This is a genomic window from Pseudonocardia sp. NPDC049635, assembly GCF_040659795.1.
GTDB lineage: Bacteria > Actinomycetota > Actinomycetes > Mycobacteriales > Pseudonocardiaceae > Pseudonocardia.
In genome coordinates, this window is record NZ_JBFAON010000033.1 from 15921 (window position 1) to 38824 (window position 22904).

Below are 22904 nucleotides of genomic sequence, written 5' to 3' on the forward strand. Positions count from 1 at the left end.
CCCCGGCGGAACCGTCGGGGGAGCCCGGTAGAACACCGGGTATGGATCCGTCCCCGGCCGAGCTCGCCACCGCGCTCGGTCTGCACCCGCCGACCGCGGAGCAGGCCGCGGTGATCGCGGCCCCGGCCGGGCCGGCACTGGTCGTGGCCGGTGCGGGTGCCGGGAAGACCGAGACGATGGCGGCCCGCGTGGTCTGGCTGGTCGCCACCGGCCGGGTGCTGCCCGAGCAGGTGCTGGGGCTCACGTTCACCCGCAAGGCCGCGCAGCAGCTCGGCACCCGGATCCGGTCCCGGCTCCGCCGCCTGGCCGGGTCCCGCCTGCTCGACGATCTCGATCCCGGCGGCTCCCGGCGTGCCGCGCTGCTGGCGGGTGAGCCGACCGTGTCCACCTACCACGCCTACGCCGGCCGGCTGGTCGGCGAGCACGCGCTGCGGCTGCCGGCCGAACCGGCGAACCGGCTGCTCAGCCCCACCGCGACCTGGCAGCTCGCGCACCGGGTCGTCTCCACCTGGGCGGCCGACCTGGAGATCGACCGGGTCCCGGCGACGGTCACCGGGTACCTGCTGGCGTTGGCCGGAGAGCTCGGCGAGCACCTGGTGGACCCGGCGGAGGTCGAGCGGCTCGCCTCCCGGATCCTGCCGGTGCTCGAGCACGCACCACCGGGCAAGCGGCAGCGGGCCGAGCCGTCCGCCGGGTACAAGGCGCGGATCGCCGGGCAGCGGATGCGGCTCGAGCTGTTGCCGCTGGTCGAGGAGTTCGCCCGTCGCAAGCAGGCCGAGCAGGCGATGGACTTCTCCGACCAGATGGCGCTCTCGGCGCGGATCGCCGAGGCCGACCCGGAGGTCGGGCGGATCGAGCGCACCCAGTTCCGGGCCGTCCTGCTCGACGAGTACCAGGACACCGGACACGCCCAGCGGGTCCTGCTGCGTGCCCTGTTCGGCGTGCCGCCGGGGTTCGCACCAGAACCCGACGAGCCCGGCCACCGGTCGGTCACCGCTGTCGGCGACCCCTGCCAGTCGATCTACGGCTGGCGTGGGGCGAGCGCCGGGAACCTCAACCGGTTCCGTACCGACTTCCCGTCCGCAGGCGGTGACCCGGCGCCGGTGCACGGCCTGCTCACCAGCTTCCGCAACCCGGCCGAGGTGCTGGTGCTGGCGAACCGGGTGTCCGAGCCGCTGCGCACGGCACCGGGCGCCGTCCGGGTCGGGGAGCTGCGGCCGCTCGACGGTGCCGAGCCCGGTGACGTGCGGGCCGCGCTGCTGCCCGACGTCGCCGCGGAGATCGCCTGGGTCGCCGACGGCATCGCGGCCCGCTGGCACGCCGGGGCGGGGGAGGAGGGCACCGGCACCCCGCCGACCGCGGCGGTGCTGGTGCGCCGTCGCGCCGACATGGACGCGCTCGCCGCCGCGCTGCGCGACCGCCGCCTGCCGGTCGAGGTGGTCGGCCTCGGCGGGCTGTTGTCCACCCCCGAGGTCCGGGACCTGGTCTCCGCGCTGCGGGTGGTCTCCGATCCGCTGGCCGGCCCCTCGGCGGTCCGGTTGCTCACCGGTCCACGCTGGCGACTCGGCATCGCCGACCTGGCGGCGCTGTGGCAGCGCGCCCGCGAGCTCGTCCCCGGCCGTCCGGCCCGCCCCGGCCCGCTCACCGCGGCCGAGCTGGCGCTCGGGGCGCTCCCCGGTGACCAGGCCGAGCAGGCCGGGCTGGTCGACGCGCTCGACGATCCCGGTGGTCCGGAACGCTACTCGCCCGCCGGGTTCGACCGGATCCGCCGGATCGGCCGCGAGCTGTCCCAGCTCCGGGCCCGGGCGGCCGCCCCGCTCACCGATCTGGTCGCCGACGTCGAGCGGACACTGCTGCTCGACGTGGAGACCACCTCGCGGCCGGGGCCGACCGGTCGCGCGCACCTGGACGCGTTCGCCGACGTGGTGGCCGACTTCGCCGCCGGGGCCGACGTGGCGTCGCTGGACGCGCTGCTCGACTATCTCGACACCGCCGAGCAGGCCGAGGAGGGGCTGACCCCGGGTGAGGTCGAGGTCGCCCCGGGCCGGGTGCAGATCCTCACCGTGCACGCCGCGAAGGGCCTCGAATGGGAGGTCGTCGCCGTCCCGCACCTGGTGGCGCAGGTCTTCCCGGGCCGCAAGATGTCGGGCAGCTGGCTCAAGGACCCGTCCGACCTGCCGGTGCCGCTGCGGGGCGACGCCGACGACCTGCCCGGGCTGGACCTGCCACCGCCCGGTGCGGACCGCAAGGAGGTCGAGCGGGCGCTCGACGCGCACGACGAGGCGCTCGACGAGCGTCGCCTCGCCGAGGAGCGCAGGCTCTTCTACGTCGCGCTGACCCGCGCCGAGCGCACCCTGCTCGTCTCCGGGCACCGCTGGCCCGCCACCGGGGAACGGCCCAAGGAGCCCTCGGTCTTCCTGACCGAGCTCGCCGAGATCCTGCAGGGCCCCGGCGGTTCCGAGGTCGGCGTGCTGGAGGCGTGGGCGCCGCCGCCGGAGGCGGACACCGGCAACCCGGCGCTCGGGGTGGAGCGGACCGCGCAGTGGCCGCCGGACCCGTTCGGGGACCGCAGCGACGAGGTCCGGGCGGGGGCGGACCTGGTGCGCGAGGCGCTGCGAGCCCGGTCCAAGCGGCCGCGGCGGGGCAGGCGCGCCCCCGCCGACCAGCTCACCCTGCTCGACCTGCCCCCGACCGAGCCGGGCCCGGAACCGTCCGTGGCCGACGCCGAGGGTGATCCGGAGGGGTGGGCGGCCGACGTCGACGTCCTGCTCGCGGAGCGGGCCGCGGCCGCGGCCCGGCCCACGGTCGCGCTGCCGGGGCGGCTGTCGGTGAGCCGCCTGGTGGAGCTGGCGGACGACCCGGACGGGCTGGCCGTCCGGCTGCGCCGCCCGGTGCCGATGCCACCCAACCCGTACGCCCGCCGTGGCACCGCCTTCCACGCCTGGCTGGAGCAGCGGTTCGGTGCGGAGCGGCTGCTCGACATCGACGAGCTCCCCGGTGCTGCCGACGACAGCGTCACCTCCGACAGCGACGCCGCCGAGCTGGCCGAGCTGCAGGCCGCGTTCGAGGCCTCGGAGTGGGCCGACCGCAAGCCGGTCGACGTCGAGGTCGCGTTCGAGACCGTGCTGGCCGGGGTCGCCGTGCGCGGCCGGATGGATGCGGTGTTCGCCGACCCGGACGGCGGCTGGACGGTCGTCGACTGGAAGACCGGCAGCCCACCCGGGCCGGAACGCGAGCACGCCGTGGGGGTGCAGCTGGCCGCCTACCGGCTGGCGTGGGCGGCGCTGCAGGGCGTCCCGGCGGACCGGGTGCGGGCGGCCTTCCACTACGTCCGCGACGGGGTGACCCTGCGTCCGGCCGACCTGCTCGACGCCGAGCGTCTGCACGCCCTGGTGGCCGGGGTGCCCGCGGCCTGACCCCGATCGGACCGGGTCCGCCCACTGCAGTGCTCCCGATCCACCGAGATGCACCTGAGCGGGCGTCGAAGATCCACAATTCCCGCTGGGCTGCATCTCGGCGGTGCAGCGCAGTGCGCTGCACCGCGGTGCGGCACGGCACGGCGCGGTGCGGCACGGCGCGGTGCGGCGCGGTGCGGTGCGGCACGGCGACGAGCCCGCGCCCCGGGGTGCCGGGACGCGGGCTCGTGTGGTGTGCGTGGAGGACCGTCCCGCTAGTGCGCGCTCGCCTTCGCGATGCCGGCACCGGTCAGCGACCGGACCTCCATCTCGGCGTACTTGCTGCCGTCGTGCCGCTTCTGGCCGATGTAGGTACCGATGGCACCCAGCAGGAACGATGCCGGGATCGACACCAGGCCGGGGTTGGACAGCGGGAACAGCATGAAGTCCGCGTTCGGGAAGACCGACGGGGTCGGAGCGTCCGGCCCGCGCCCGGAGACCACCGGCGAGAACACGATCAGCAGCAGCGTGACCGCGAGGCCGCCGTAGATCGAGAACAGCGCACCGGTGGTGTTGAAGCGCTTCCAGAACAGCGAGTAGAGGATCGTCGGCAGGTTCGCCGACGCCGCCACGGCGAACGCCAGCGCCACGAGGAACGCGACGTTCTGGTTGCGGGCGAGGATGCCGCCCAGGATCGCGACGATGCCGATCACGATCGCGGTCCGCCGGGCCACCTTGACCTGGGTGGCCTCGGTGTCCTCGACGTCACCGCGCTTGATCACGTTGATGTAGACGTCGTGCGCGAACGACGCCGACGCGGTGATCGTCAGCCCGGCGACGACCGCGAGGATCGTCGCGAAGGCGACTGCCGCGATCACGCCCAGCAGGATCGGCCCGCCCAGCTCGAAGGCCAGCAGCGGGGCCGCGGAGTTGACCCGGCCGGGTGCCTCGAGGATCGTCTCCGGCCCCACCAGGGCGCCGGCAGCGTAGCCGATGACCAGGGTGAACAGGTAGAACAGGCCGATCAGCCAGATCGCCCACTCGACCGACTTGCGGGCCTCCTTGGCCGTCGGCACCGTGTAGAAGCGCATCAGCACGTGCGGCAGGCCCGCGGTGCCGAGCACCAGGGCGAGACCCAGTGAGATGAAGTCGATCTTCGACAGGGTGGTCGCGCCGTACTGCAGGCCCGGCGAGAGCAGGCCTGCGCCGTCCTCCGGGTTGGCCTCGACGGCCGCACCGAGCAGGGCGGAGAAGTTGAAACCGAACAGCGCCAGTGCCCAGATCGTCATGACCAAGGTGCCTGCGATGAGCAGAACCGCCTTGATCATCTGGACCCAGGTGGTGCCGCGCATCCCGCCGATCAGCACGTAGGCGATCATCACGACACCGACGACGGCGATCACCGCGCCCTGTGCGAACGCGCCGGACACACCCAGCAGCAGCGACACCAGCGCACCGGCGCCCGCCATCTGGGCGAGCAGGTAGAAGAACGAGACGGCCAGCGTCGAGGTGGCTGCGGCGGCCCGGACCGGGCGCTGGCGCATCCGGAACGCGAGCACGTCGCCCATGGTGAACCGGCCGGTGTTCCGCAGCAGCTCGGCGACCAGCAGCAGTGCGACCAGCCAGGCGACCAGGAAGCCGATCGAGTAGAGGAACCCGTCGTAACCGTTGATGGCGATCGCCCCGGCGATGCCGAGGAACGACGCCGCCGACAGGTAGTCACCCGCGATCGCGAAGCCGTTCTGGGTGCCGGAGAAGCCACCACCCGCGGTGTAGAAGTCCGCCGCGGTCTTCTTGGCGTGCCGGCTGTTGACGTAGAAGACGATCCCCAACGTCCCGATCACGAATATCAGGAAGATGGAGATGTTGAGGATGGGGCTGGCGGCGGCGCCGCCCTCCTGTGCCAGAACGTTCACGCCGCCCCCTCGATCTCGTCACGGATCTTCGACGACAGCGGATCGAGCTTGCGGTCCGCGAAACGGATGTAGACCACGGTGATCGCGAACGTCGACACGAACTGCAGCAGGCCGAGGATCAGGCCCAGGTTGATGTTCCCCAGGACCGGGATCGCCATGAAGTCGGGGGCGAAGCTGGCCAGCAGGACGTACAGCAGGTACCAGGCCAGGAACCCGGCCGTGACCGGGAAGACGAAGCCACGGAGCCGCTTGCGCAGCTCCTGGAAGTCGGGGCTGGCCTGCACGGCCGCCCAGTCGGGACCTGGCGGTGGTGCCCCGCCGGTCTGCTCGTCGGACTCGGTCGTACTCACGTATGCCTCCTTGCATAAATCCGCGCGCGGCCACGGACTGCGCACTAGGAAAGGGCCTTGTGGGCGGGGGCGGAACCCCGGATGTCGCTCTCATCCGGACCGTGATGCAAACGGCGGACGACCGGACGATCGGGCGCGGGAGAACTCGACCAGCGGTCTTGACACGTAGCAGGGGAGTGTGCGGTCGGCCTACTCGCGATCGGCCAGATGGAGCCGCAACATCGTATCCTCCGCCCACGCGGGGACGGCGTTGGTCCACGAAATCGTGATCATGATGACGAACGCGAGCGGCACCGAGAGCAGCGCCGGCTGGGAGAGGAGCATGCCGACCGTGCCGTCCAGCCCGAGCAGAGCGCCCAGCGCCATCGCGCCCACCGACGCCACCAGCCCGGTGACCATTCCGGCGTACGCCCCGCGTGCCGTCAACCCCTTCCACCACAGGCCGAGCACGAGCAGCGGACAGAAGGTGGACGCGGCGACGGTGAACGCCGAGGTCACCGCGGCGCTGACGTCGATGCGGACCATCAGCAGCGCGGCCGGGACGACAGCTGCCGAGGAGGCCAGGGCGGTGAGCCGCAGCCGTCGCAGGCCCGAGGGCATGAGGTCGTGCGCGAGCGCACCGGACAGCGCCAGGAGCAGGCCCAGCGAGGTGGCGAGGAAGGCGGCGAACGCACCGGCGGTGAGCAGCGCGGTCAGCACCGACGCGGTGCTGCCGTCGGTGATCCGGCCGGGCAGCGTGACGATCGCGGTGTCGGTGCCCTGGGCCAGGTACAGCTCCGGGGTCAGCACCGTCCCGAGCAGCCCGTAGACGATCGTGAACAGGTAGAACGTGCCCAGCATCGCGACCGTGATCGCGGCCGTCCGGCGGGCGCCACGGCCGTCCGGGCTGGTGTGGAAGCGGACGATGATGTGCGGCAGGCCCATCGTGCCGAGCGCGGTGGCCACCAGCACCGACCAGGTCGCGAGCAGTGGCGCCGCGTCACCGGTCCCGAGCAGCGGCAGCGCCCAGTCCGCACCGCCGGGCACCGGCAGCGATGCCCGGTCGCCGCCGAGCTCCGGCACGGCCGCACCGGCCGGGAACGTCCAGACCTGGTCGGCGAGCGCCTCGTAGGCCCCGGGGGCCAGCCGGGTGGGGACGCCGTCCACGGCGACCAGGGTCGGTTCGGTGACCACGAGGTCGGTGTCGAGCCGGAAGTCGACCGGGGTCTGCTGGGTGAAGTGGGTGAACTCCGGCGGTGCGGCCATCTCGGCGCGCAGCTGCGGTCCGGCGAGCAGCAGCAGCCAGATCGCCGGGCCGGCGAACAGCAGCAGCTTCAGCGCGAACTGGAACGCCTGGACGTAGGTGGCGGCCCGCATCCCGCCCAGCGCCAGCGTGACGCCCACGGCCAGCCCGGACATCACCACGCCCACCCAGTAGTCGACACCGGACACCAGGGTCAGCAGCTGCCCGGCGGCGACGATCTGCGGGACGAGGTACAGCATGCAGATCACCACGACGACCACCGCGCAGAACCGGCGCAGCGACCGCGAGCCCAGCCGGGCCTCGGCGAACCCGGGCACGGTGAGCGCGCCCGTCCGCCGCATCGGGGCCGCGACGAGGGCGAGCATCAGCAGGTAGCCGGCGGTGAACCCGACCGGGTACCACAGCGCCCCGGTGCCCTCCTTGATGACGAGCCCGGCGACACCGAGGAACGACGCCGCGGAGAGGTACTCCCCGGAGACGGCGGCCGCGTTGAGCATCGGCGAGGTGCGCCGGGAGGCGACCAGGAAGTCCGACGTGGTCCGCATCGCGGCGACCCCGCGGGCGCCGATCAGGACCGTGACGAACAGCAGCGTGACGACGGCGGCGACGGTCACGTGGACGTGGCCCGGTGCTCGGCGGCCGGTGGGATCGGGGAGTGCGTGCCCGGGGCCGTCGTGTCGGACGTGTCCCGGGTCGCGGTGCCGGCCGGGCCGGCCCCGTCCGACCCCGGCCCGGCCAGCTCGGCCGGCTCGGCCGGGGGCGGCGCGGCGGGGCGGTCGACCGGGCCCGGTTGCTCGCGACCGGCCCGCTCGGCCCGCTCGGCGCCGCGCAGGTGCCACCACGCGAGCAGGGCCAGCAGCGGGTACGGCACCCAGGCGACCAGGATCCAGCCGAGCGGCAGACCGGCGGGCCGCCACTGCGACAGGCCGGGGGCCAGCCGCAGCAGCACGGGCACGCCGAGCAGCAGCAGCGCGCCGCACACGAGCGTGAGCGCGGCCCGTCTCACCTGGGCGCGGCGGGTGCTGCGGGCGAGCTCGGCCCGCGCCGGATCGAGCAGGGTCTCCGGCACCGGCCGGGGCGGCACCGGGCGGGGCCGCACACCGGGATCCGGCGGCGCGGTCACGGCGACCCGGCGCGGGCGGTTCATCGCGGTCCTCGGCCCTCGCGGTCGTCGTCCCCGGTGCCCGCGGCGTGCGGGTCGAGCGCCCCGGAGGTGGCCGCCGCCATCAGCTGGTCGCGCAGCTCGCGGGCGTGCCGGCGGCTGACCGGCACGTCCCCGGCGTCGGTGTGCGCCAGCAGCCCGCCACCGGCGTCGCTGCGCAGCTCCAGCACCGCCGGCAGGTGGAGCAGGAAGCTGCGGTGCACCCGGACGAAGTGGTGCGCGTCCCAGTGCTCCTCCAGCCGCGACAGCGGGATCCGCACCAGGTGCGAACCGCCGGGGGTGTGCAGGCGCACGTAGTCCCCGTGCGCCTCGACGAACCGGACGTCCTCGCGGCGGACGTACCGGGTGCGCCCGGCCAGCTCGACCGGCAGCACGGCCAGCTCGTCGACCCGGGGGAGCGGAGGGCCGCCGTCGGCGGGGCCGGGCGGGGCGGTCGACGAACTCGCGGTCCGCCCGGCCCGGGCGCGGTGCACCCGTTGCAGCGCGTCCGCGAGCCGGTCGGCACCGACCGGCTTGAGCAGGTAGTCGACCGCGCCGAGGCCGTACGCGGCGACCGCGTGCTCCTCGAACGCCGTCACGAACACGATCTCGGGCGGGTTCGCCATGGCGGCCAGCACACCACCCAGCTCCAGGCCGTCCATGCCGGGCATCGTGATGTCCAGCAGCACCGCGTCGAACGATCCGGCCGGGATCATGCGCAGCGCCTCGACCGCGTCCCCGGCCCGCGCGACGTGCCCGACGTCCGGGGCGTCGGCCAGCAGCGCGCAGATCTCGTCGAGCGCGGGCGCGACGTCGTCGACGGCCAGCACGCGGAGCCGATCGGTCATACGACCACCCCCGGCTGGAACCGCGGGATGCGCAGCACGATGCGGGTGCCCGCGCCGGGGGCGGTCTCGATCACGAGCCCGTGCTCCGGCCCGTAGACGGCGCGCAGCCGCCGGTCCACGTTGACCAGCGCCAGCCCGGACCCCTCGGCGGTCCCGGCCAGCACCGCCCTGGCGTGCTCGAGGTTCATGCCGGGGCCGTCGTCCTCGATCGCGACCACACAGACATCGCCCTCCGCCTCCCCGCTGACCTGCACCAGACCGCCGTCCGGGCTCCGTTCGACGCCGTGCTGCACGGCGTTCTCCACCAACGGCTGCAGAGCGAGCACCGGGACCGCCACCGGCAGCACCTCCGGCGCCACCCGCACCTGTACCCGGAGCCGCTCACCGAGCACCGCGCGGGCCAGCGTCAGGTAGGCCTCGACGGAACGGAACTCGTCGGCCAGCGGGGTGTAGTCACCGCGCGCGGCGAGCGAGTGCCGGATGAAGTCGGCGAAGGTCTCCAGCAGGTCCCGGGCCCGGGCCGGGTCCGAGCGGACGAACGACGCGATGGTGGTCAGCGCGTTGTAGACGAAGTGCGGCGAGATCTGCGCCCGCAGCTCGCGCAGGCGGGCGGCCTCGGCGGCCGCGGCGCCGGCGTCCAGCGCGGCGCGTTCGAGGGCGTCGGCGACGAACCCGGCGGCACGCCGCGCGGCGGGGAGGCCGACGGCGCCGTCGAGCACCAGAACCGGGTCGGCGGCGGCGGGATCGGTGCCCACCGGCACGGGGAGCGCGAGCAGGTCGCCGTCGGTCAGTCTGCGGCCGGCGTCGCGGGCGCGCAGCCCGAGCGCGATGCCCTCCTCGCGGCCCGGACCCCACCAGGACTCCGGCTGCCCGGGCAGCAGGAGCCCGGCGGCCTCGGCCCCGCACAGCCCGGCGAGCCGCTGCAGCGCGTCGACCGCGCCCGGGGACCCGGCAGGGCAGCGCAACCCGGCGGCGACGGCGACACCGGCCTCCAGCACCTCGGTCAGGTCCGGCCGAGCGGTCTCGCGGGTCGGCGCGGTGCGGAACCGGTCGGCGAAACGGGGCCGCAGGCCGGTGCGGCCGCCGGACGCGCGTCCACCGCGTACGGAGTCCCCTTCGGCCGGCACCCGGTCAGAATAGGGTGCGGCGGGCCCCCGCGCGGGGCCCGTCACCGGCCCCGGGCGCTAGCCTGCGCCACGTGATCGGTTCGTCCCGCCTCGCCACCCTCGATCCGCAGGTCGAGGGTGCGCTGCGGATGCCCGACGCCCGCTCGGGCCCGGTCCGCTCCCTGGTGACCCGCCTGCTGATCGCGCTGTTCGCGCTCGGCGCGACGACGCTGATCGTGTACGTCGGGCGCGACGGCTACCTCGACAACAACGGTGCCGGCGACATCTCGCTGATGGACGCGCTGTACTACGCCACGGTGTCGCTCTCGACGACCGGCTACGGCGACATCGTGCCCGTCACCCCGACCGCCCGCGCCGTGAACATCACCGTGATCACCCCGCTGCGGGTGCTGTTCCTGATCGTCCTCGTCGGGACGACCGTCGAGCTGCTCACCGAGCGCTCCCGGCAGTCGTTCCGGATCCAGCGCTGGAGGTCCCGCGTGCGTGACCACATCGTCGTCGTCGGCTACGGCACGAAGGGCCGGGCGGCGGTCGAGACGCTGCTGGGCGACGGCGTCGAACCGGAGAAGATCGTGGTGGTGGACACCGACCGGGGCCGGCTCGACGTCGCGTCCGGGCTGGGACTGGTGACGGTCTCGGGCAACGCGACCCGGTCGTCGGTGCTGCGGATCGCCGGGGTGCAGCTGGCGACGACGCTGGTCGTCGCACTGGACCGGGACGACACCGCGGTAATGGTCACGCTGACCGCCCGCGAACTGTCCCGGTCGATCTCGATCGTGGCGGCCGTCCGGGAAGCCGAGAACGTGCACCTGTTCCGCCAGTCCGGTGCGAGCTCGGTGATCGTCTCGGACGAGACCGCGGGGCGGCTGCTGGGCGTCGCGACCCGGTCCCCGGCGGTGGTCGAGGTGGTGGAGGACCTGCTGACCCCCGACGCCGGGTTCGCCATCAGCCAGCGCCAGGTGGAACCGGCCGAGGTGGGCGGTTCACCACGGCACCTGCCCGACATCGTGCTCGGCGTGGTGCGCGGCGAGCAGCTGTACCGGGTCGACGCGCCGGCCGTGGACGCCCTGGAGCGCGGCGACCAGCTGCTCTACGTGCGCAAGGCGACGCTCCCGGACGAGGAGTGACCCGAGCCGGCGGCGCCGGGTGACCTGCGGCACCGGAGGCGGCGTCGGCGAGGCGGGGTCGCGCCGCGCACGGACTCGCGGTGTCCGGCGCCGGTTCCACGGGTCGCTCTCGTAGGGTCGCGGCGTGCGCCTCGCCACCTGGAACGTCAACTCGGCGAAGTCCCGGCTGCCCCGCCTGCTGCCCTGGCTGGACGAGCGGGCCCCCGACATCGTCTGCCTGCAGGAGACCAAGCTCTCCGACAGCGACTTCGACGCCACCTTCGCCGGTGCACTGGCCGAGCGGGGTTACGCGTACGCCCACCACGGCGAGGGCCGGTGGAACGGGGTCGCGCTGCTGTCCCGGGTCGGGCTGGACGACGTCGTGCGTGGCCTGCCCGACGAGCCGGTGTTCGCCGAGGGCGGCCGGACCGGGCCGGACGCCCGCGCCGTCACCGCGACCTGCGGCGGACTACGGGTGACCTCGGTGTACGTGCCGAACGGGCGTACCCCCGACGATCCGCACTACGGCTACAAGCTGCGCTGGCTGGACGCGCTGCGGGAGCTGGTGCTGGCCGGCGACCCGGTGACGACCGTCGTGGCCGGCGACATGAACATCGCCCCGACCGACGACGACGTGTGGGACCGTCCGGCGTTCGACGGCGCCACCCACGTCACGCCCGACGAGCGGGCGGCGCTGGCCGCGCTGCAGGCCACCGGTCTGCACGACGTCGTGCGGGACCGCTGGCCCGGTGAGCGGGTCTTCAGCTACTGGGACTATCGGGCCGGCCGGTTCCACCAGGACCAGGGCATGCGGATCGACCTGGTGCTGGCCGGGGACGGTCCGGCGGCGCGCCGGGCGGCGGCCTGGGTGGACCGCAAGGCCCGCAAGGGGAAGCTGCCCAGTGACCATGCGCCGGTGTTGCTCGACCTCGACGAGGCACCGGACGGTGACATCGGTCCGATGGTGCCGCCGCCCTCGTCACCGGCGCCACTGGTCCGAAAGAAGTAGCCACTCACCGAGACCTGTTGCGACGAAGCGTGGTTCGTGTTGCAACGTTCGGCGTAACGCGATAGCCCACCGCATGTGGATCGCTACTCTCGGGGGAAGACCATGAACCAGAACCGCATCGGCCGCACCGTCGGGGCGTCCGTCGCCGCGTTCGCGCTCGTCGGACTCGCCGCCTGTGGCGGTGAGACCCCGTCGATCCCGACCGAGCTGCCGGAGGTGCCCGGCATCGGGGACCCGCGGCAGGCGTTCGGGGACGCGCACCAGAAGGCCCTCGGACTCGCCGCGCTCGGTGGCATCGGCCTGGAACAGGGCGTCGGCGAGCAGGTCCGCAACCTCGCGCCGCAGGTCCAGCAGGAGGGGCAGCAGCTCAACGAGCGGCTGCGCGGGCTGGCGTCCGGCATCGGGGTGTCGCTGCCGGACCAGGTCTCGCCCGAGATCCAGGCCCAGGTGGACGACCTGGCGGCCCGTACCGGCGAGCAGTTCGACCAGGGTTGGCTGCAGGCCGCCCAGGAGCAGGTCGGGCAGCTGAACGAGCAGGCGCAGGGACTGCTGAACGTGCCCGGCCTCCCGCCGGAGCAGATCGACCAGGCCCGCGCGCAGCTGACCGATCTGGGCGAGCTGAAGACACAGCTGGACGAGGCCGCGACCGCAGCGGGTGCGGCGACCCCCGGTGGCGACGGCGCCGGTGAGGGTTCCGACGGCCAGGCGGCCGGGCCGGAGGCCGGTGGCCAGGGCGGCGACGGTTCCGGTCAGGGCGGCACCGCGGACGGTGGTGCCGGCGACGGGAGCGGCGGCGGTGCCGGTGACGGCTCCGGCAGCGACGCCGGTTCCGGCTCCGGTGACGGGAACGGCAACGGCAACGGCAACGGCGGCGGGTCCGGCCAGGGCGGTGCCCCGGCGGTCGACGCCGGCACCGGCGGCCAGGCGGCGTCGGCGTCCGACGTCGCGCTCCCGGTCGCACTCGGCGGTGCCGGGCTGGCGCTGCTGGTCGCCGGCGCGCTCCGGCTGCGCCGCTCGCGCGCGTGATCCCTCGGCGCCGGAGCCCCAGCGGCCGGGCCCGGGAGGCGGCGGTGCTGCTGCTCCTGGGGACCGCCCTGCTGGGCACCGGCGCCGGGCTCGCCGCCGGCGGCGACCCGCCGCGGCTCGCCGCCGAGGACCTCGGGAACGTCCCGGTGGGCTCGGCGGCGCCGCTTCGTCCGGCCCCGGCGGTCGCGGCGGCGCCCCGCCCGGTGCAGCCGGCGACCCTGGAGCTCCCCGGCCGCGGCGTCACCGCGCCCGTCGAACCGGTCGGCACCGGGCCGGACGGCGGGATGGTCGTGCCCGAGCAGGTCCGGCACGTCGGCTGGTGGGCTCCGGGGGTCCTGCCGGGTGGCGCGGCCGGCAGCGCGGTGCTCGCCGGGCACGTCGACTCGCGCACCCAGGGGATCGGGGTGCTGGCGGTACTGCCGCAGCTCGCGGACGGTGAACCGGTGGTCGTCCGTGGCACGGACGGCCGGACGGCACGATTCCGGGTGGTCGCCCGCCGCGAGTACGGCAAGTACGACCTGCCCCGCGAGGTCTTCCGCCGCGACGGCGCCCCCCAGCTCGTGCTCATCACCTGCGGCGGAACGTTCGATCCGGTCGCAGGCAGCTACGAGTCGAACATCGTGGTCTACGCCGTCCCGGCCTGACCCGGGTGTCCGGCGCCGGGGCCCGGCCGGGAGCGCCTACCCTGACCTGCGTGAGCACCTCCACCGCGACCGACGCAGCCTCGTCCGGAGACGCAGCCCCGACCGGAGGGCCCGAGGCACCGGAGTTCGCCGCCGTCCGGGTCGCCGCGCAGCGGGCCCGGGCCGCCGCGCCGGCCGTCCGGGCCGCCGGTGCGGGGCGTATCGACGACGCGCTCCGGGCCGCGGGCGCGCGGATCCGGGATCGGGCAGCCGATCTGCTCGAGGTCAACGCGGCCGAGGTCGCCGCCGCGCAGCGCAGCGGGATGGCCGCCGGACTGCTCGACCGGCTCCGGCTGGACGAGGAGCGTCTGGCCGGTATCGCCACCCAGCTGGAGGTGCTCGCCGCGACGCCCGAGCCGGCGACCGAACGGCCGGTGCGGACCCTGGAGACCGGCGAGCGGGTGTTCGAACGGCGGATCCCGGTCGGCGTCATCGGCGCGGTGTTCGAGGCCCGCCCGAACGTCACCGTCGACGTCGCCTCCCAGGTGCTCAAGGCGCGCAGCGCGGCCGTCCTGCGGACCGGGTCGGCGGCACTGGCCAGCGCCACCGCGCTCGTCGAGCAGGTGCTGCAGCCCGCGCTGACCGAGGCCGGCCTGCCCGCCGAGGCGGTCCAGCTCGTGCCGCTGCCCGGGCATGCGGGCGCCGAGGCGCTGGTCGGGCTGCCCGACCTGGTCCCGCTGGTCGTGGTGCGCGGGTCGGGCGAGGTCACGCGCAGGCTGACGCTGCTCGGCGCGACCGCGGGGACCCGTGTCCTCGCGCACGCCGACGGCGGTGGCGTGCTCTACCTGGACTCGTCCGCGACCCCGGACGAGGTGACCCGCCTGGTCACCGAGTCGACCGACCGGCTCGGCGTCTGCAACCGGTTGAACCTGCTGCTGGTCGACCGGCCGGTCTACGACACGCTGGTGCCGGTGGCGAAGGCAGCCCTCGACGCCCGTGGCATCACGCTGTCCGAGCCGCCGCACACGCACCGGCTCGGGCACGAGTGGGCGCTCGACCCCGGGGCCGAGGCACACGTGACCGTCGCGCCCGTCGACGGCCCGGACGACGCCGCCGACACCGCCGCCCGGGAGACCTCCGGGCTGGCCGCGACGATCTGTGCGGCCGACGCCGACGTCGCCCACCGGTTCATCGACCGCTACACCGGCACCGGGGTGTTCTGGAACACCACCTCCCGGCTGCTCGACGGCTACAAGCTGCTCGGCCTGCCGGAGACCGGGATCAACGTCGACCACACGCCCGGTCCGCGTGGCCCCGTCACCTACCGTGACCTGGGGTTGCGCCAGTTCGTCGTGCTGCCGCCCGCCTGAGGCCGCCGCGGTGTCGGTGTGCCGGGATAGCCTCGCCGTGTGTCCGTGACTGATCAGCCCGCCGCCACGCTCCCGCTGCACCGGGCCACCCTCCCGAACGGTCTGCGCGTGCTCGTCGTGCCGGATCCGGCGACACCGGTGGTCGGTGTCGCGGTGCACGTCGATGTCGGGTTCCGCTCCGAGCCGGAGGGGCGCACCGGCTTCGCGCACCTGTTCGAGCACCTGATGTTCCAGGGCAGCGAGAGCCTGGAGAAGCTGGAGCACTTCCGCCAGGTGCAGTCCGCGGGTGGGATCTTCAACGGCTCCACCCACCAGGACTACACCGACTACTTCGAGGTGCTGCCCGGCGCCGCACTGGACCGCGCGCTGTTCCTGGAGGCCGACCGGCTGCGCGCGCCGAAACTGACCGAGGAGAACCTGCGCAACCAGGTCGACGTGGTGAAGGAGGAGATCCGGCTCAACGTCCACAACCGCCCCTACGGCGGGTTCCCGTGGATCCTGCTGCCGCCGGTCCTCTACGACACCTTCCCGAATGCGCACAACGGCTACGGCGACTTCTCCGAGCTGGAGCAGGCGAGCCTGGACGACGCGGCGGCCTTCTTCGACACCTACTACGCCCCGGGCAACGCCCTGGTCACCGTGCACGGCGACCTCGGTGAGCACGGGGTCGACGGCACGCTGGCGCTCGTCGAGCGGCACTTCGGCGACATCCCGGCCCGCCCGGTGCCGCAGCGGCGCTCGTTCGCCGAGCCGGTGCCCGGCACCGAGCGGCGGCAGAGCGTGACCGACGTGCACGCCCCGTTGCCGGCGCTCGCCCTCGGTTACCGGGTGCCGGATCCGACCACCGATCCCGACGGCTACCTCGCGCACGCGATGCTGGCGTCCGTCCTGACCGACGGTGAGGCCGCCCGCCTGCAGCGCCGCCTGGTGCACCGCGACGGTTCGGTCACCGACGTGTCGGCGTCGAACGGGCTGATGGGCGGTCCGTTCGACGCCCGCGACCCGGACACGTTCACGATCACCGCGGTGCACCCGGCCGAGGTCGCACCGGACCGGGTGACGTCCGCCGTCGACGAGGAGCTGGACCGGCTCGCCGAGCAGGGCCCGGACACCGCCGAGCTGGCCCGCCAGTCCGCCCGCTGGACGGCGGCACTGCACCGGGAGGACGACCGGGTGATGTACCGGATGCTGGGGCTCGGTGCCCGCGAGCTGCTCTACGGCCGCGCCGAGCTGGCCCTGGAACTGCCCGCCCGCCTGGCCGCGCTCACCACGTCCGACGTGGCCGCCGCTGCGGCGCGGCTGCGCGGCGCCGGCCGCGCGGTGCTGACCGTCGAGCCGGCGTCGCCGGAGGGCGCCGAGTGAACCGGAACCGGTCCGCGGGCGCCCGCGGCGCCTGCTGCCCCGGCCCCACCCGGCCCGCCGGGGGGACCGGCACCATCCACCACCGAGAGGGAGTCACCGCGTGACCGCCGTCCGCACCCACCGCAGTGCCGAGGAGATCGGCCGCACCGAGCGGGGCCCGCGCGAGCTGCCCCCGCTGGGCCGCACCACGCCGGTGCCGCTGCCCGAGGTCGTGACCGCGACCCTCCCGAACGGGCTCACCGTGATCGCCGCGCACCGCCCGGGGGTGCCGCTGGTCGAGACCGTGCTGCGGATCCCGGCGGCGTCGCCCGCCGACACCGCCGACGCCGGATGGACCGCAGGCATGGAGCTCGTCGCCGAGACCATGCTGACCGGTACCGCCTCGCGGGACCGGGTCGGGATCGACGACGACCTGGCCGCGGTCGGTGCCGAGCTGGGTGTCGGGGTCGACCCGGAGTGGCTGCAGATCGGCGGCTCCGCGCTCGCGACCGGGCTGCCGGTCGTGCTCGACGTGCTGGCCGACGTGCTCACCGGCGCCACCCACCCCGACGACGAGGTGGTCCGCGAACGTTCCCGGCTCGCCGAGCGGATCGCGGTGGCCCGGGCGCAGCCGCGCACGGTCGCCCGCGAGGCCCTGATGCGCAAGCGCTTCGGCGACCATCCGATCGTCGCCGAGATGCCCACGGCGGCAGCGGTCGCCGAGGTCACGCCCGAGCGCGTCCGGGAGCTGCACGCCGGCACGGTCGTGCCCGGCGGGGCGCGGCTGGTGCTGGTCGGCGACATCGACCCCGACGCCGCGATCGCCGAGGTCACCACCCGCCTCGGCGGCTGGTCCGGCGAACACCCGGCACGCCGGCTGTCGCCGCCGCCCGCGCCCGTCGCCGGTGATCTCGAGCTGGTGCGCCGGCCCGGATCGGTGCAGTCCCAGATCCGGCTCACCGCGCCCGGCCTGGACCGCACCGACGAGCGCTACACCGCGTTCCAGCTCGCCAACCTGGTGTTCGGCGGCTACTTCTCGTCGCGCTGGATGGAGAACGTGCGCGAGGACAAGGGCTACACCTACGGTGCGCACTCCGGTCAGGAGTTCGTGCCCGGCGGGGCGGTGCTGGGACTCGACGTCGACGTCGCCTCCGACGTCACCGCGGCCGCGCTCCTCGAGACCCGCTACGAGCTGGGCCGGATGGTCGTGGTCCCGCCGACCGAGCAGGAGATCGAATCGGCCCGCCGGTACGCGATCGGGTCGCTGCTGATCTCGCTGGACAGCCAGTCCGCGCTGGCCGGGACGCTGTCCGCGCTGGACGCGGTCGGGCTCGGCGTCGAGTGGCTCCGGGACCGCCCGCAACGGCTGGAGGCCGTCACCGTCGACGAGGTCGCCGAGGCGGCCGCGCAGCTGTTCGCACCGGCCCGGTTCACCGGCGTGGTCGTCGGCGACGCCGAGGCGATCGGCTCCCGGCTCGCGGCGCTCGGCGGGGTGAGCCTGCCGTGAGCGGCGACGCCTCCCGCCGGGGCGACTTCACCCTGGTCGAACAGCCGGTGCTGTCCCGCAACGCGCTGGTCCGTGACGAGAACCTGCGTCTCGACCCGGACTACGTGCGCGACTCCTGGCCCAAGGCCCAGGTGGTCGTCGTCGACGAGTCCGGGCGCACCCCGGTCGACTGGCAGGTCGACCCGGACCATGAGTTCCGCGAGGGCGACGCCGCCGGCTGGGACTCCGCCGCGGGCCGGAACGGGCGGGTCCGCACCCGCCCGGGCACCGACATCGCTGCGGAGCCTCCCGAGGAGGCGGTCCTGCTCGGTGAGGCCGACGACGTCCCCTACTGGGCGGTGCGCATCGGGTCGGCCAAGACCGCGGACAGCGACGTCTTCGCCGGCGGTCCGGGGGAGTGGGCCGACCTGCGTGCGGCGGGTGCCTTCCTGGACCCGCTCGGCGCGGGACTGCTGACCGGTGCGGTCGCGACGTTGAACTGGCACGAGCGGGCGCGGTTCTGCGCGGTCGACGGCACCCGCACCCGACCGCAGAACGCCGGCTGGGCCCGCCGCTGCGACAACGGGCACGAGGAGTACCCGCGCACCGACCCGGCGATCATCTGCCTGGTGCACGACGGCGCCGACCGGGTCCTGCTGGCCCGCCAGCCGGTCTGGCCGGTCGGCCGTTACTCGGTGCTCGCCGGATTCGTCGAGGCGGGCGAGTCGCTGGAGGCCTGCGTGCAACGCGAGATCGCCGAGGAGGTCGGGCTCGACGTCACCGACGTCCGCTACCTGGGCAGCCAGGCGTGGCCGTTCCCGCGGTCGCTGATGGTCGGTTTCCACGCGATCGGCGACCCGGACGTGCCGCTGCAGCCGGCCGAGGGCGAGATCGCCGAGGCGCTGTGGATCACCCGCGCTCGACTGCGGGCCGCGCTCGCCCGCGGGGACTGGGCCAGCCGCGAGGACGACGCCGCCGGCCCCGACACCGACCCGGTCGTCATGCTGCCCGGCACGGTGTCGATCGCCCGCACCATGCTGGAGTCCTGGGCCGCCGCCGGGGACTGATCCCGGACACACCACGGCGGCACGGGCTCGCCCGCGCCGCCGTGCTCCACGACTGCCGGCCTGCCGCTCGCGTGGGGCGACCGCTGCCGGCCTGCCGCTCACCGGGACGCCCGCCCGCCGGGCCGATCGTCGGCTGCGGCCGCTCGCCGGCTTGACCGCTGCTCGCGTGGCCGGGGCTCAGACGCCGAGTCGCTGCCTGACCTCGGCGAAGCTGGGGTTGGTCGCCACCGACTCGTCGGGGAAGACGACGGTGGGGACAGTGCGGTTGCCGCCGTTGGCCTGCTCGACGAACGCCACGGCGTCGGGCTCGCGCTCGATGTCGATCTCCCGGTAGCCGATGCCGGCCTCGTCGAGCTGGAGCTTCAGCCTGCGGCAGAAACCGCACCAGCTGGTCGTGTACATGGTCAGGTCCGCCATGCCCGCTACAACCGCGCCCGCCCCGGGGATCTTCCCGGCGATGTCGCTTTCCGTTCCGGCAAGACTCTTGACTTGCCGTGCTGGCAAATGATTAATTTTCCGGTATGGAAAGTGACTCGTCCGCCCGCGACGCGCTGCGGGACCTCGAGACCGACCGCGCCGCGCTCGCCGGGCGGCTCGCCGCGCCGCCCTGGCTGCACGCCGCGTTCGCCCTGGCGGCTGCCTGGTACGTGGCGCTTCCTGCGTTCGGTGAGGCCGTCCGCAGGCCCGCGGTGTGGGGTCTGGCGTTCGCTGTCGTGGCGCTGCTGTGGGTGCACCGGCGGGTGACCGGGATCCGTCCCCGCGCCGTCGGCCCCCGGGCCTGGGGTGTCTTCGCCGTGGCCTGCGTGGCGGTGCTGGTGCTCCTCGTCGTCTCGCTGGGACTGGCGGCGTCGCTGTCACCGTGGTGGGCGCTGGCCCCGGCGGCCGTCTGCTTCGGCGTCGTGTGGTGGGCCAACGTCGCGTTCGAGCGACTGACCAGGGAGAACGTGCGCCGTGGCAACTGAGCGGGCCGACCCGGCCGGTGCCGGAGCCCGGGGCGGGTTCGACGACACCATCCACGCCCCCGTCCGGCTCCGGATCTCGGGCATCCTGCGGCACGTCGAGCAGATCGACTTCGCAGTGCTGCGGGACACCCTCGGCATCACCGACGCCACCCTGTCCAAGCACCTGAGGGTCCTCGTCGACGCCGGTTACGCCACCACGACGAAGTCCCGCTCGGCGACCCGGTCCGACGCGCGCAGGCTCACCGGGATCGCGCAGACACGCAGCGGCCGGGCCGCGTTCGACGCCCACGTCGCGGAACTGCGCCGGATCGCCGCCGGCGCGATCACCGATCCCGCCCCGCCCCCTGACCCCGCCCCCTGACCCGGATCCGGTCGGCGACACCGGTCGCAGGTGTCCACCCGGTCCGCACGAGATCGAGTCCCGTGCGGGTGAGGCGACCCGGTGCGGCCGGGGTGACCCGGTGCGGACGGGGCGGTGACCCGGTGCGGCCGGGGTGACCCGGTGCCGACGGGGCGAGCCTGCGCGGCCGGGCGGGCCTGTGCGGACGAGCCGTCCCGCGCGCACGCCGTCCGCCGGGTGGCCGCGGATCCGGCGGTGGTCCGGCGGGAGCGTCGGAGGCGGGTGTCAGGATGGGTGCGTGCCGTCCCGAACCTCCCCCCGCCCCGCCCGCGCAGGACAGGACCCGGAGAGCGCGGACGGGCTGGACCCCGAGCAGCGGGCAGCGGTCACCGCGCCGCGCGGGCCGGTCTGCGTCCTGGCCGGTGCCGGCACCGGCAAGACCCGCACGATCACGCGGCGGATCGCGCACCTGGTCGGGCAGGGCCATGTCGCCGCCGGCCAGGTCCTCGCCGTCACCTTCACCGCGCGCGCGGCGGGGGAGCTGCGCACCCGGTTGCGCGCGCTGGACGCTCCGGGGGTGCAGGCCCGCACCTTCCATGCCGCCGCGCTGCGCCAGCTGCGCTACTTCTGGCCCCAGGTGATCGGCGGGCAGCCGTGGGGCCTGCTCGACGGCAAGTTCCGGCTGGTCGGTCAGGCCGCCGCGCGCGCCGGGGTCGGCACCGACTCGGACGCGCTGCGCGACCTGTCCTCGGAGATCGAGTGGGCGAAGTCGTCGCTGGTCGCCCCGGTCGACTACCCGGCCGAGGCGGCGCGGCGCAAGCGTGACGTACCCGGGTCCGCCGAGCAGGTCGCCCAGGTCTACGCGGGTTACGAGGAGCTCAAGAACGCCGCACAGCTGCTCGACTTCGACGATCTGCTGCTGCACACCGCCGTCGCCCTGGAGGAGCACGCCGGGGTCGCCGAGGAGTTCCGGTCCCGCTACCGCTGCTTCGTCGTCGACGAGTACCAGGACGTCACGCCGCTGCAGCAGCGCCTGCTCGACGCCTGGCTCGGCGACCGGGACGATCTGACCGTCGTCGGCGACGCCAACCAGACGATCTACACCTTCGCCGGGGCCTCGCCGCGCTACCTGCTGGAGTTCCCGCGCCGGTTCCCCGGTGCCGCCGTCGTCCGGTTGCAGCGCGACTACCGGTCGACCCCGCAGATCGTCTCCTGCGCGAACCAGCTGATCGGCGCCGCCCGGCACCGTCCGGCGGGGTCGCGCCTGCAGCTGGTCGGGCAGCTCCCGCCCGGCCCGGACCCGGACTTCTCCGAGCACGACGACGAACCGGCCGAGGCCGCCGCGGTCGCCGGCCGGATCCTCACCCTGCTCCGCGACGGCACACCCGCCTCGGAGATCGCGGTGCTGTTCCGGATCAACGCCCAGTCCGAGGCGTTCGAGCAGGCACTCTCCGACGCCGGGGTGCCCTACCAGGTGCGCGGCGGCGAGCGGTTCTTCGCCCGCCCGGAGATCCGCCGGGCGATGGTGGCGCTGCGCGCCGCCGCGCCCGAGCAGCGGCCCGGCACCGATCTCGTCGACGTGACCCGCGCCGTGCTCGGTGCCCGCGCCGGGCTCAGCGACGAGCCGCCGAAGGGGGCCACCCTGCGCGCCCAGTGGGAGTCGCTGCTCGCGCTGGTCGGCGTCGCCGAAGAGCTCGCCGCCGTCGAACCGGCCGCCGACCTCACCCGGTTGTGCGCCGAGCTGGACTCCCGCGCGGACTCCGCACAGGCACCCGTCGTGCAGGGGGTCACGCTGGCGTCGCTGCACGCCGCGAAGGGCCTGGAGTGGGACGCGGTGTTCCTGGTCGGGCTGGCCGACGGGACCCTGCCGATCGGCCACGCCGGGGACGACGAGCACGCGATCGAGGAGGAGCGCAGGCTGTTCTACGTCGGGATCACCCGGGCGCGGCGCGTGCTGTCGATGTCCTGGTCGCTGTCCCGTGCGTCCGGGCGCGGCTCGAAGCGGCGCCGCTCCCGGTTCCTGTACGGGCTGATCCCGGACTCGCACCCGGCGTCGCGGGTGGCGGGGGAGCGCCGCCCAGGCGGCCGGCGTCCACGTTGCCGGGTCTGCGGTACGCCGCTGTTCGGCGCGACCGCGACCAAGCTGATGCGCTGCGCGGACTGCCCGGCCGACGTCGACCTGGAACTGCTCGACCGGCTCAAGCAGTGGCGTGCCGCGGAGGCCAAGAAGCAGGACGTGCCGGCCTTCGTCGTGCTCACCGACGCGACGTTGACCGCGATCGCCGAGCAGCGTCCGGCCGATCCCGCCGCGCTGGTGGGCATCCCGGGGATCGGGGCGGCGAAGCTCGACCGGTACGGCGACGCGGTGCTGGGGCTGCTCGTCGACAGCTAGCGCCGGGCGCGGGGTACCGGTGGACCCCTCTTCGGTCAGCTCCCGGTGAACTTCCGGAGGAGTTCGCGAAAACCGGTTGCAGCGTTGTGCGCGGCACTTCTAGTGTCGACGCCACCGAGTGGACGGCATCGCTCCCTCGGCACATGCACCGCCCGGGAGACC

At 74.7% G+C, this 22904-nt stretch carries 19 protein-coding genes; 12 read left to right on the forward strand and 7 right to left on the reverse strand.

What is annotated here, in order from left to right; genetic code table 11:
• Positions 1–41: 41 nt before the first annotated feature.
• Positions 42–3416: an ATP-dependent DNA helicase gene (locus AB0J24_RS25945; RefSeq protein ID WP_358685998.1), complete on the forward strand. Its 3375-nt coding sequence runs from the start codon at positions 42–44 to the stop codon at positions 3414–3416.
• 254 nt (positions 3417–3670) lie between these two features.
• On the opposite strand, the gene AB0J24_RS25950 is transcribed toward AB0J24_RS25945, so the two are convergent.
• From AB0J24_RS25950 to AB0J24_RS25975, 6 genes are all read right to left on the reverse strand, one after another.
• The gene (locus AB0J24_RS25950; protein ID WP_358686000.1) at positions 3671–5311 is read right to left on the reverse strand and encodes a cation acetate symporter; all 1641 of its coding nucleotides are present in this window, start codon (positions 5309–5311) and stop codon (positions 3671–3673) included.
• Positions 5308–5661, reverse strand: a complete 354-nt coding sequence (locus AB0J24_RS25955) for a DUF485 domain-containing protein (RefSeq protein ID WP_358686002.1) — start codon at positions 5659–5661, stop codon at positions 5308–5310. Before AB0J24_RS25955 ends, AB0J24_RS25950 begins: the two co-directional genes overlap by 4 nt.
• Before the next feature lie 189 nt (positions 5662–5850).
• Complete coding sequence (locus tag AB0J24_RS25960) at positions 5851–7518, reverse strand: cation acetate symporter (RefSeq protein ID WP_358686005.1); 1668 nt, start codon at positions 7516–7518, stop codon at positions 5851–5853.
• Positions 7515–8051: a hypothetical protein gene (locus AB0J24_RS25965; RefSeq protein WP_358686007.1), complete on the reverse strand. Its 537-nt coding sequence runs from the start codon at positions 8049–8051 to the stop codon at positions 7515–7517. The genes AB0J24_RS25960 and AB0J24_RS25965 overlap by 4 nt, the downstream gene beginning before the upstream one ends.
• The gene (locus AB0J24_RS25970; RefSeq protein ID WP_358686010.1) at positions 8048–8893 is read right to left on the reverse strand and encodes a LytTR family DNA-binding domain-containing protein; all 846 of its coding nucleotides are present in this window, start codon (positions 8891–8893) and stop codon (positions 8048–8050) included. Before AB0J24_RS25970 ends, AB0J24_RS25965 begins: the two co-directional genes overlap by 4 nt.
• Entirely contained in the window at positions 8890–10020 is a 1131-nt protein-coding gene (locus AB0J24_RS25975) for a histidine kinase (protein ID WP_358686012.1), read from the reverse strand. The genes AB0J24_RS25970 and AB0J24_RS25975 overlap by 4 nt, the downstream gene beginning before the upstream one ends.
• A gap of 128 nt (positions 10021–10148) precedes the next feature.
• On the opposite strand from AB0J24_RS25975, the gene AB0J24_RS25980 reads away from it, so the two are divergent.
• From AB0J24_RS25980 to nudC, 8 genes are all read left to right on the forward strand, one after another.
• Positions 10149–11147, forward strand: a complete 999-nt coding sequence (locus AB0J24_RS25980; protein ID WP_358686064.1) for a potassium channel family protein — start codon at positions 10149–10151, stop codon at positions 11145–11147.
• Between the two features lie 124 nt (positions 11148–11271).
• Complete coding sequence (locus AB0J24_RS25985) at positions 11272–12135, forward strand: exodeoxyribonuclease III (RefSeq protein WP_358686014.1); 864 nt, start codon at positions 11272–11274, stop codon at positions 12133–12135.
• Positions 12136–12237: 102 nt separating this feature from the next.
• The gene (locus AB0J24_RS25990) at positions 12238–13161 is read left to right on the forward strand and encodes a DUF4142 domain-containing protein (RefSeq protein ID WP_358686016.1); all 924 of its coding nucleotides are present in this window, start codon (positions 12238–12240) and stop codon (positions 13159–13161) included.
• Between the two features lie 44 nt (positions 13162–13205).
• Positions 13206–13805 carry a class F sortase gene (locus AB0J24_RS25995; RefSeq protein WP_358686018.1) on the forward strand — a complete coding sequence of 200 codons (600 nt, stop codon included), beginning with the start codon at positions 13206–13208 and terminating at the stop codon, positions 13803–13805.
• Positions 13806–13855: 50 nt separating this feature from the next.
• On the forward strand, positions 13856–15154 hold the full coding sequence (locus tag AB0J24_RS26000) for an aldehyde dehydrogenase family protein (protein ID WP_358686020.1): 1299 nt from the start codon (positions 13856–13858) through the stop codon (positions 15152–15154).
• A 39-nt stretch (positions 15155–15193) separates the two neighbouring features.
• Positions 15194–16516, forward strand: a complete 1323-nt coding sequence (locus AB0J24_RS26005; protein WP_358686023.1) for a pitrilysin family protein — start codon at positions 15194–15196, stop codon at positions 16514–16516.
• Positions 16517–16616: 100 nt separating this feature from the next.
• Entirely contained in the window at positions 16617–18002 is a 1386-nt protein-coding gene (locus tag AB0J24_RS26010) for a pitrilysin family protein (RefSeq protein WP_358686025.1), read from the forward strand.
• Positions 17999–19048: an NAD(+) diphosphatase gene (gene nudC, locus AB0J24_RS26015; RefSeq protein ID WP_358686028.1), complete on the forward strand. Its 1050-nt coding sequence runs from the start codon at positions 17999–18001 to the stop codon at positions 19046–19048. Before AB0J24_RS26010 ends, nudC begins: the two co-directional genes overlap by 4 nt.
• Before the next feature lie 177 nt (positions 19049–19225).
• Here nudC and AB0J24_RS26020 read toward each other — a convergent pair whose 3' ends face one another.
• Positions 19226–19465 (reverse strand): mycoredoxin, encoded by a 240-nt coding sequence (locus AB0J24_RS26020; RefSeq protein WP_358485876.1) that lies wholly within the window; start codon positions 19463–19465, stop codon positions 19226–19228.
• Between the two features lie 104 nt (positions 19466–19569).
• Here AB0J24_RS26020 and AB0J24_RS26025 point away from each other — a divergent pair, with 104 nt between their 5' ends.
• From AB0J24_RS26025 to AB0J24_RS26035, 3 genes are all read left to right on the forward strand, one after another.
• Positions 19570–20010, forward strand: a complete 441-nt coding sequence (locus tag AB0J24_RS26025; protein ID WP_358686030.1) for a hypothetical protein — start codon at positions 19570–19572, stop codon at positions 20008–20010.
• Positions 20000–20371 carry a transcriptional regulator gene (locus AB0J24_RS26030; RefSeq protein ID WP_358686032.1) on the forward strand — a complete coding sequence of 124 codons (372 nt, stop codon included), beginning with the start codon at positions 20000–20002 and terminating at the stop codon, positions 20369–20371. The genes AB0J24_RS26025 and AB0J24_RS26030 overlap by 11 nt, the downstream gene beginning before the upstream one ends.
• Positions 20372–20648: 277 nt before the next feature.
• Positions 20649–22742 (forward strand): ATP-dependent DNA helicase UvrD2, encoded by a 2094-nt coding sequence (locus tag AB0J24_RS26035; protein ID WP_358686035.1) that lies wholly within the window; start codon positions 20649–20651, stop codon positions 22740–22742.
• Positions 22743–22904 lie beyond the last annotated feature (162 nt).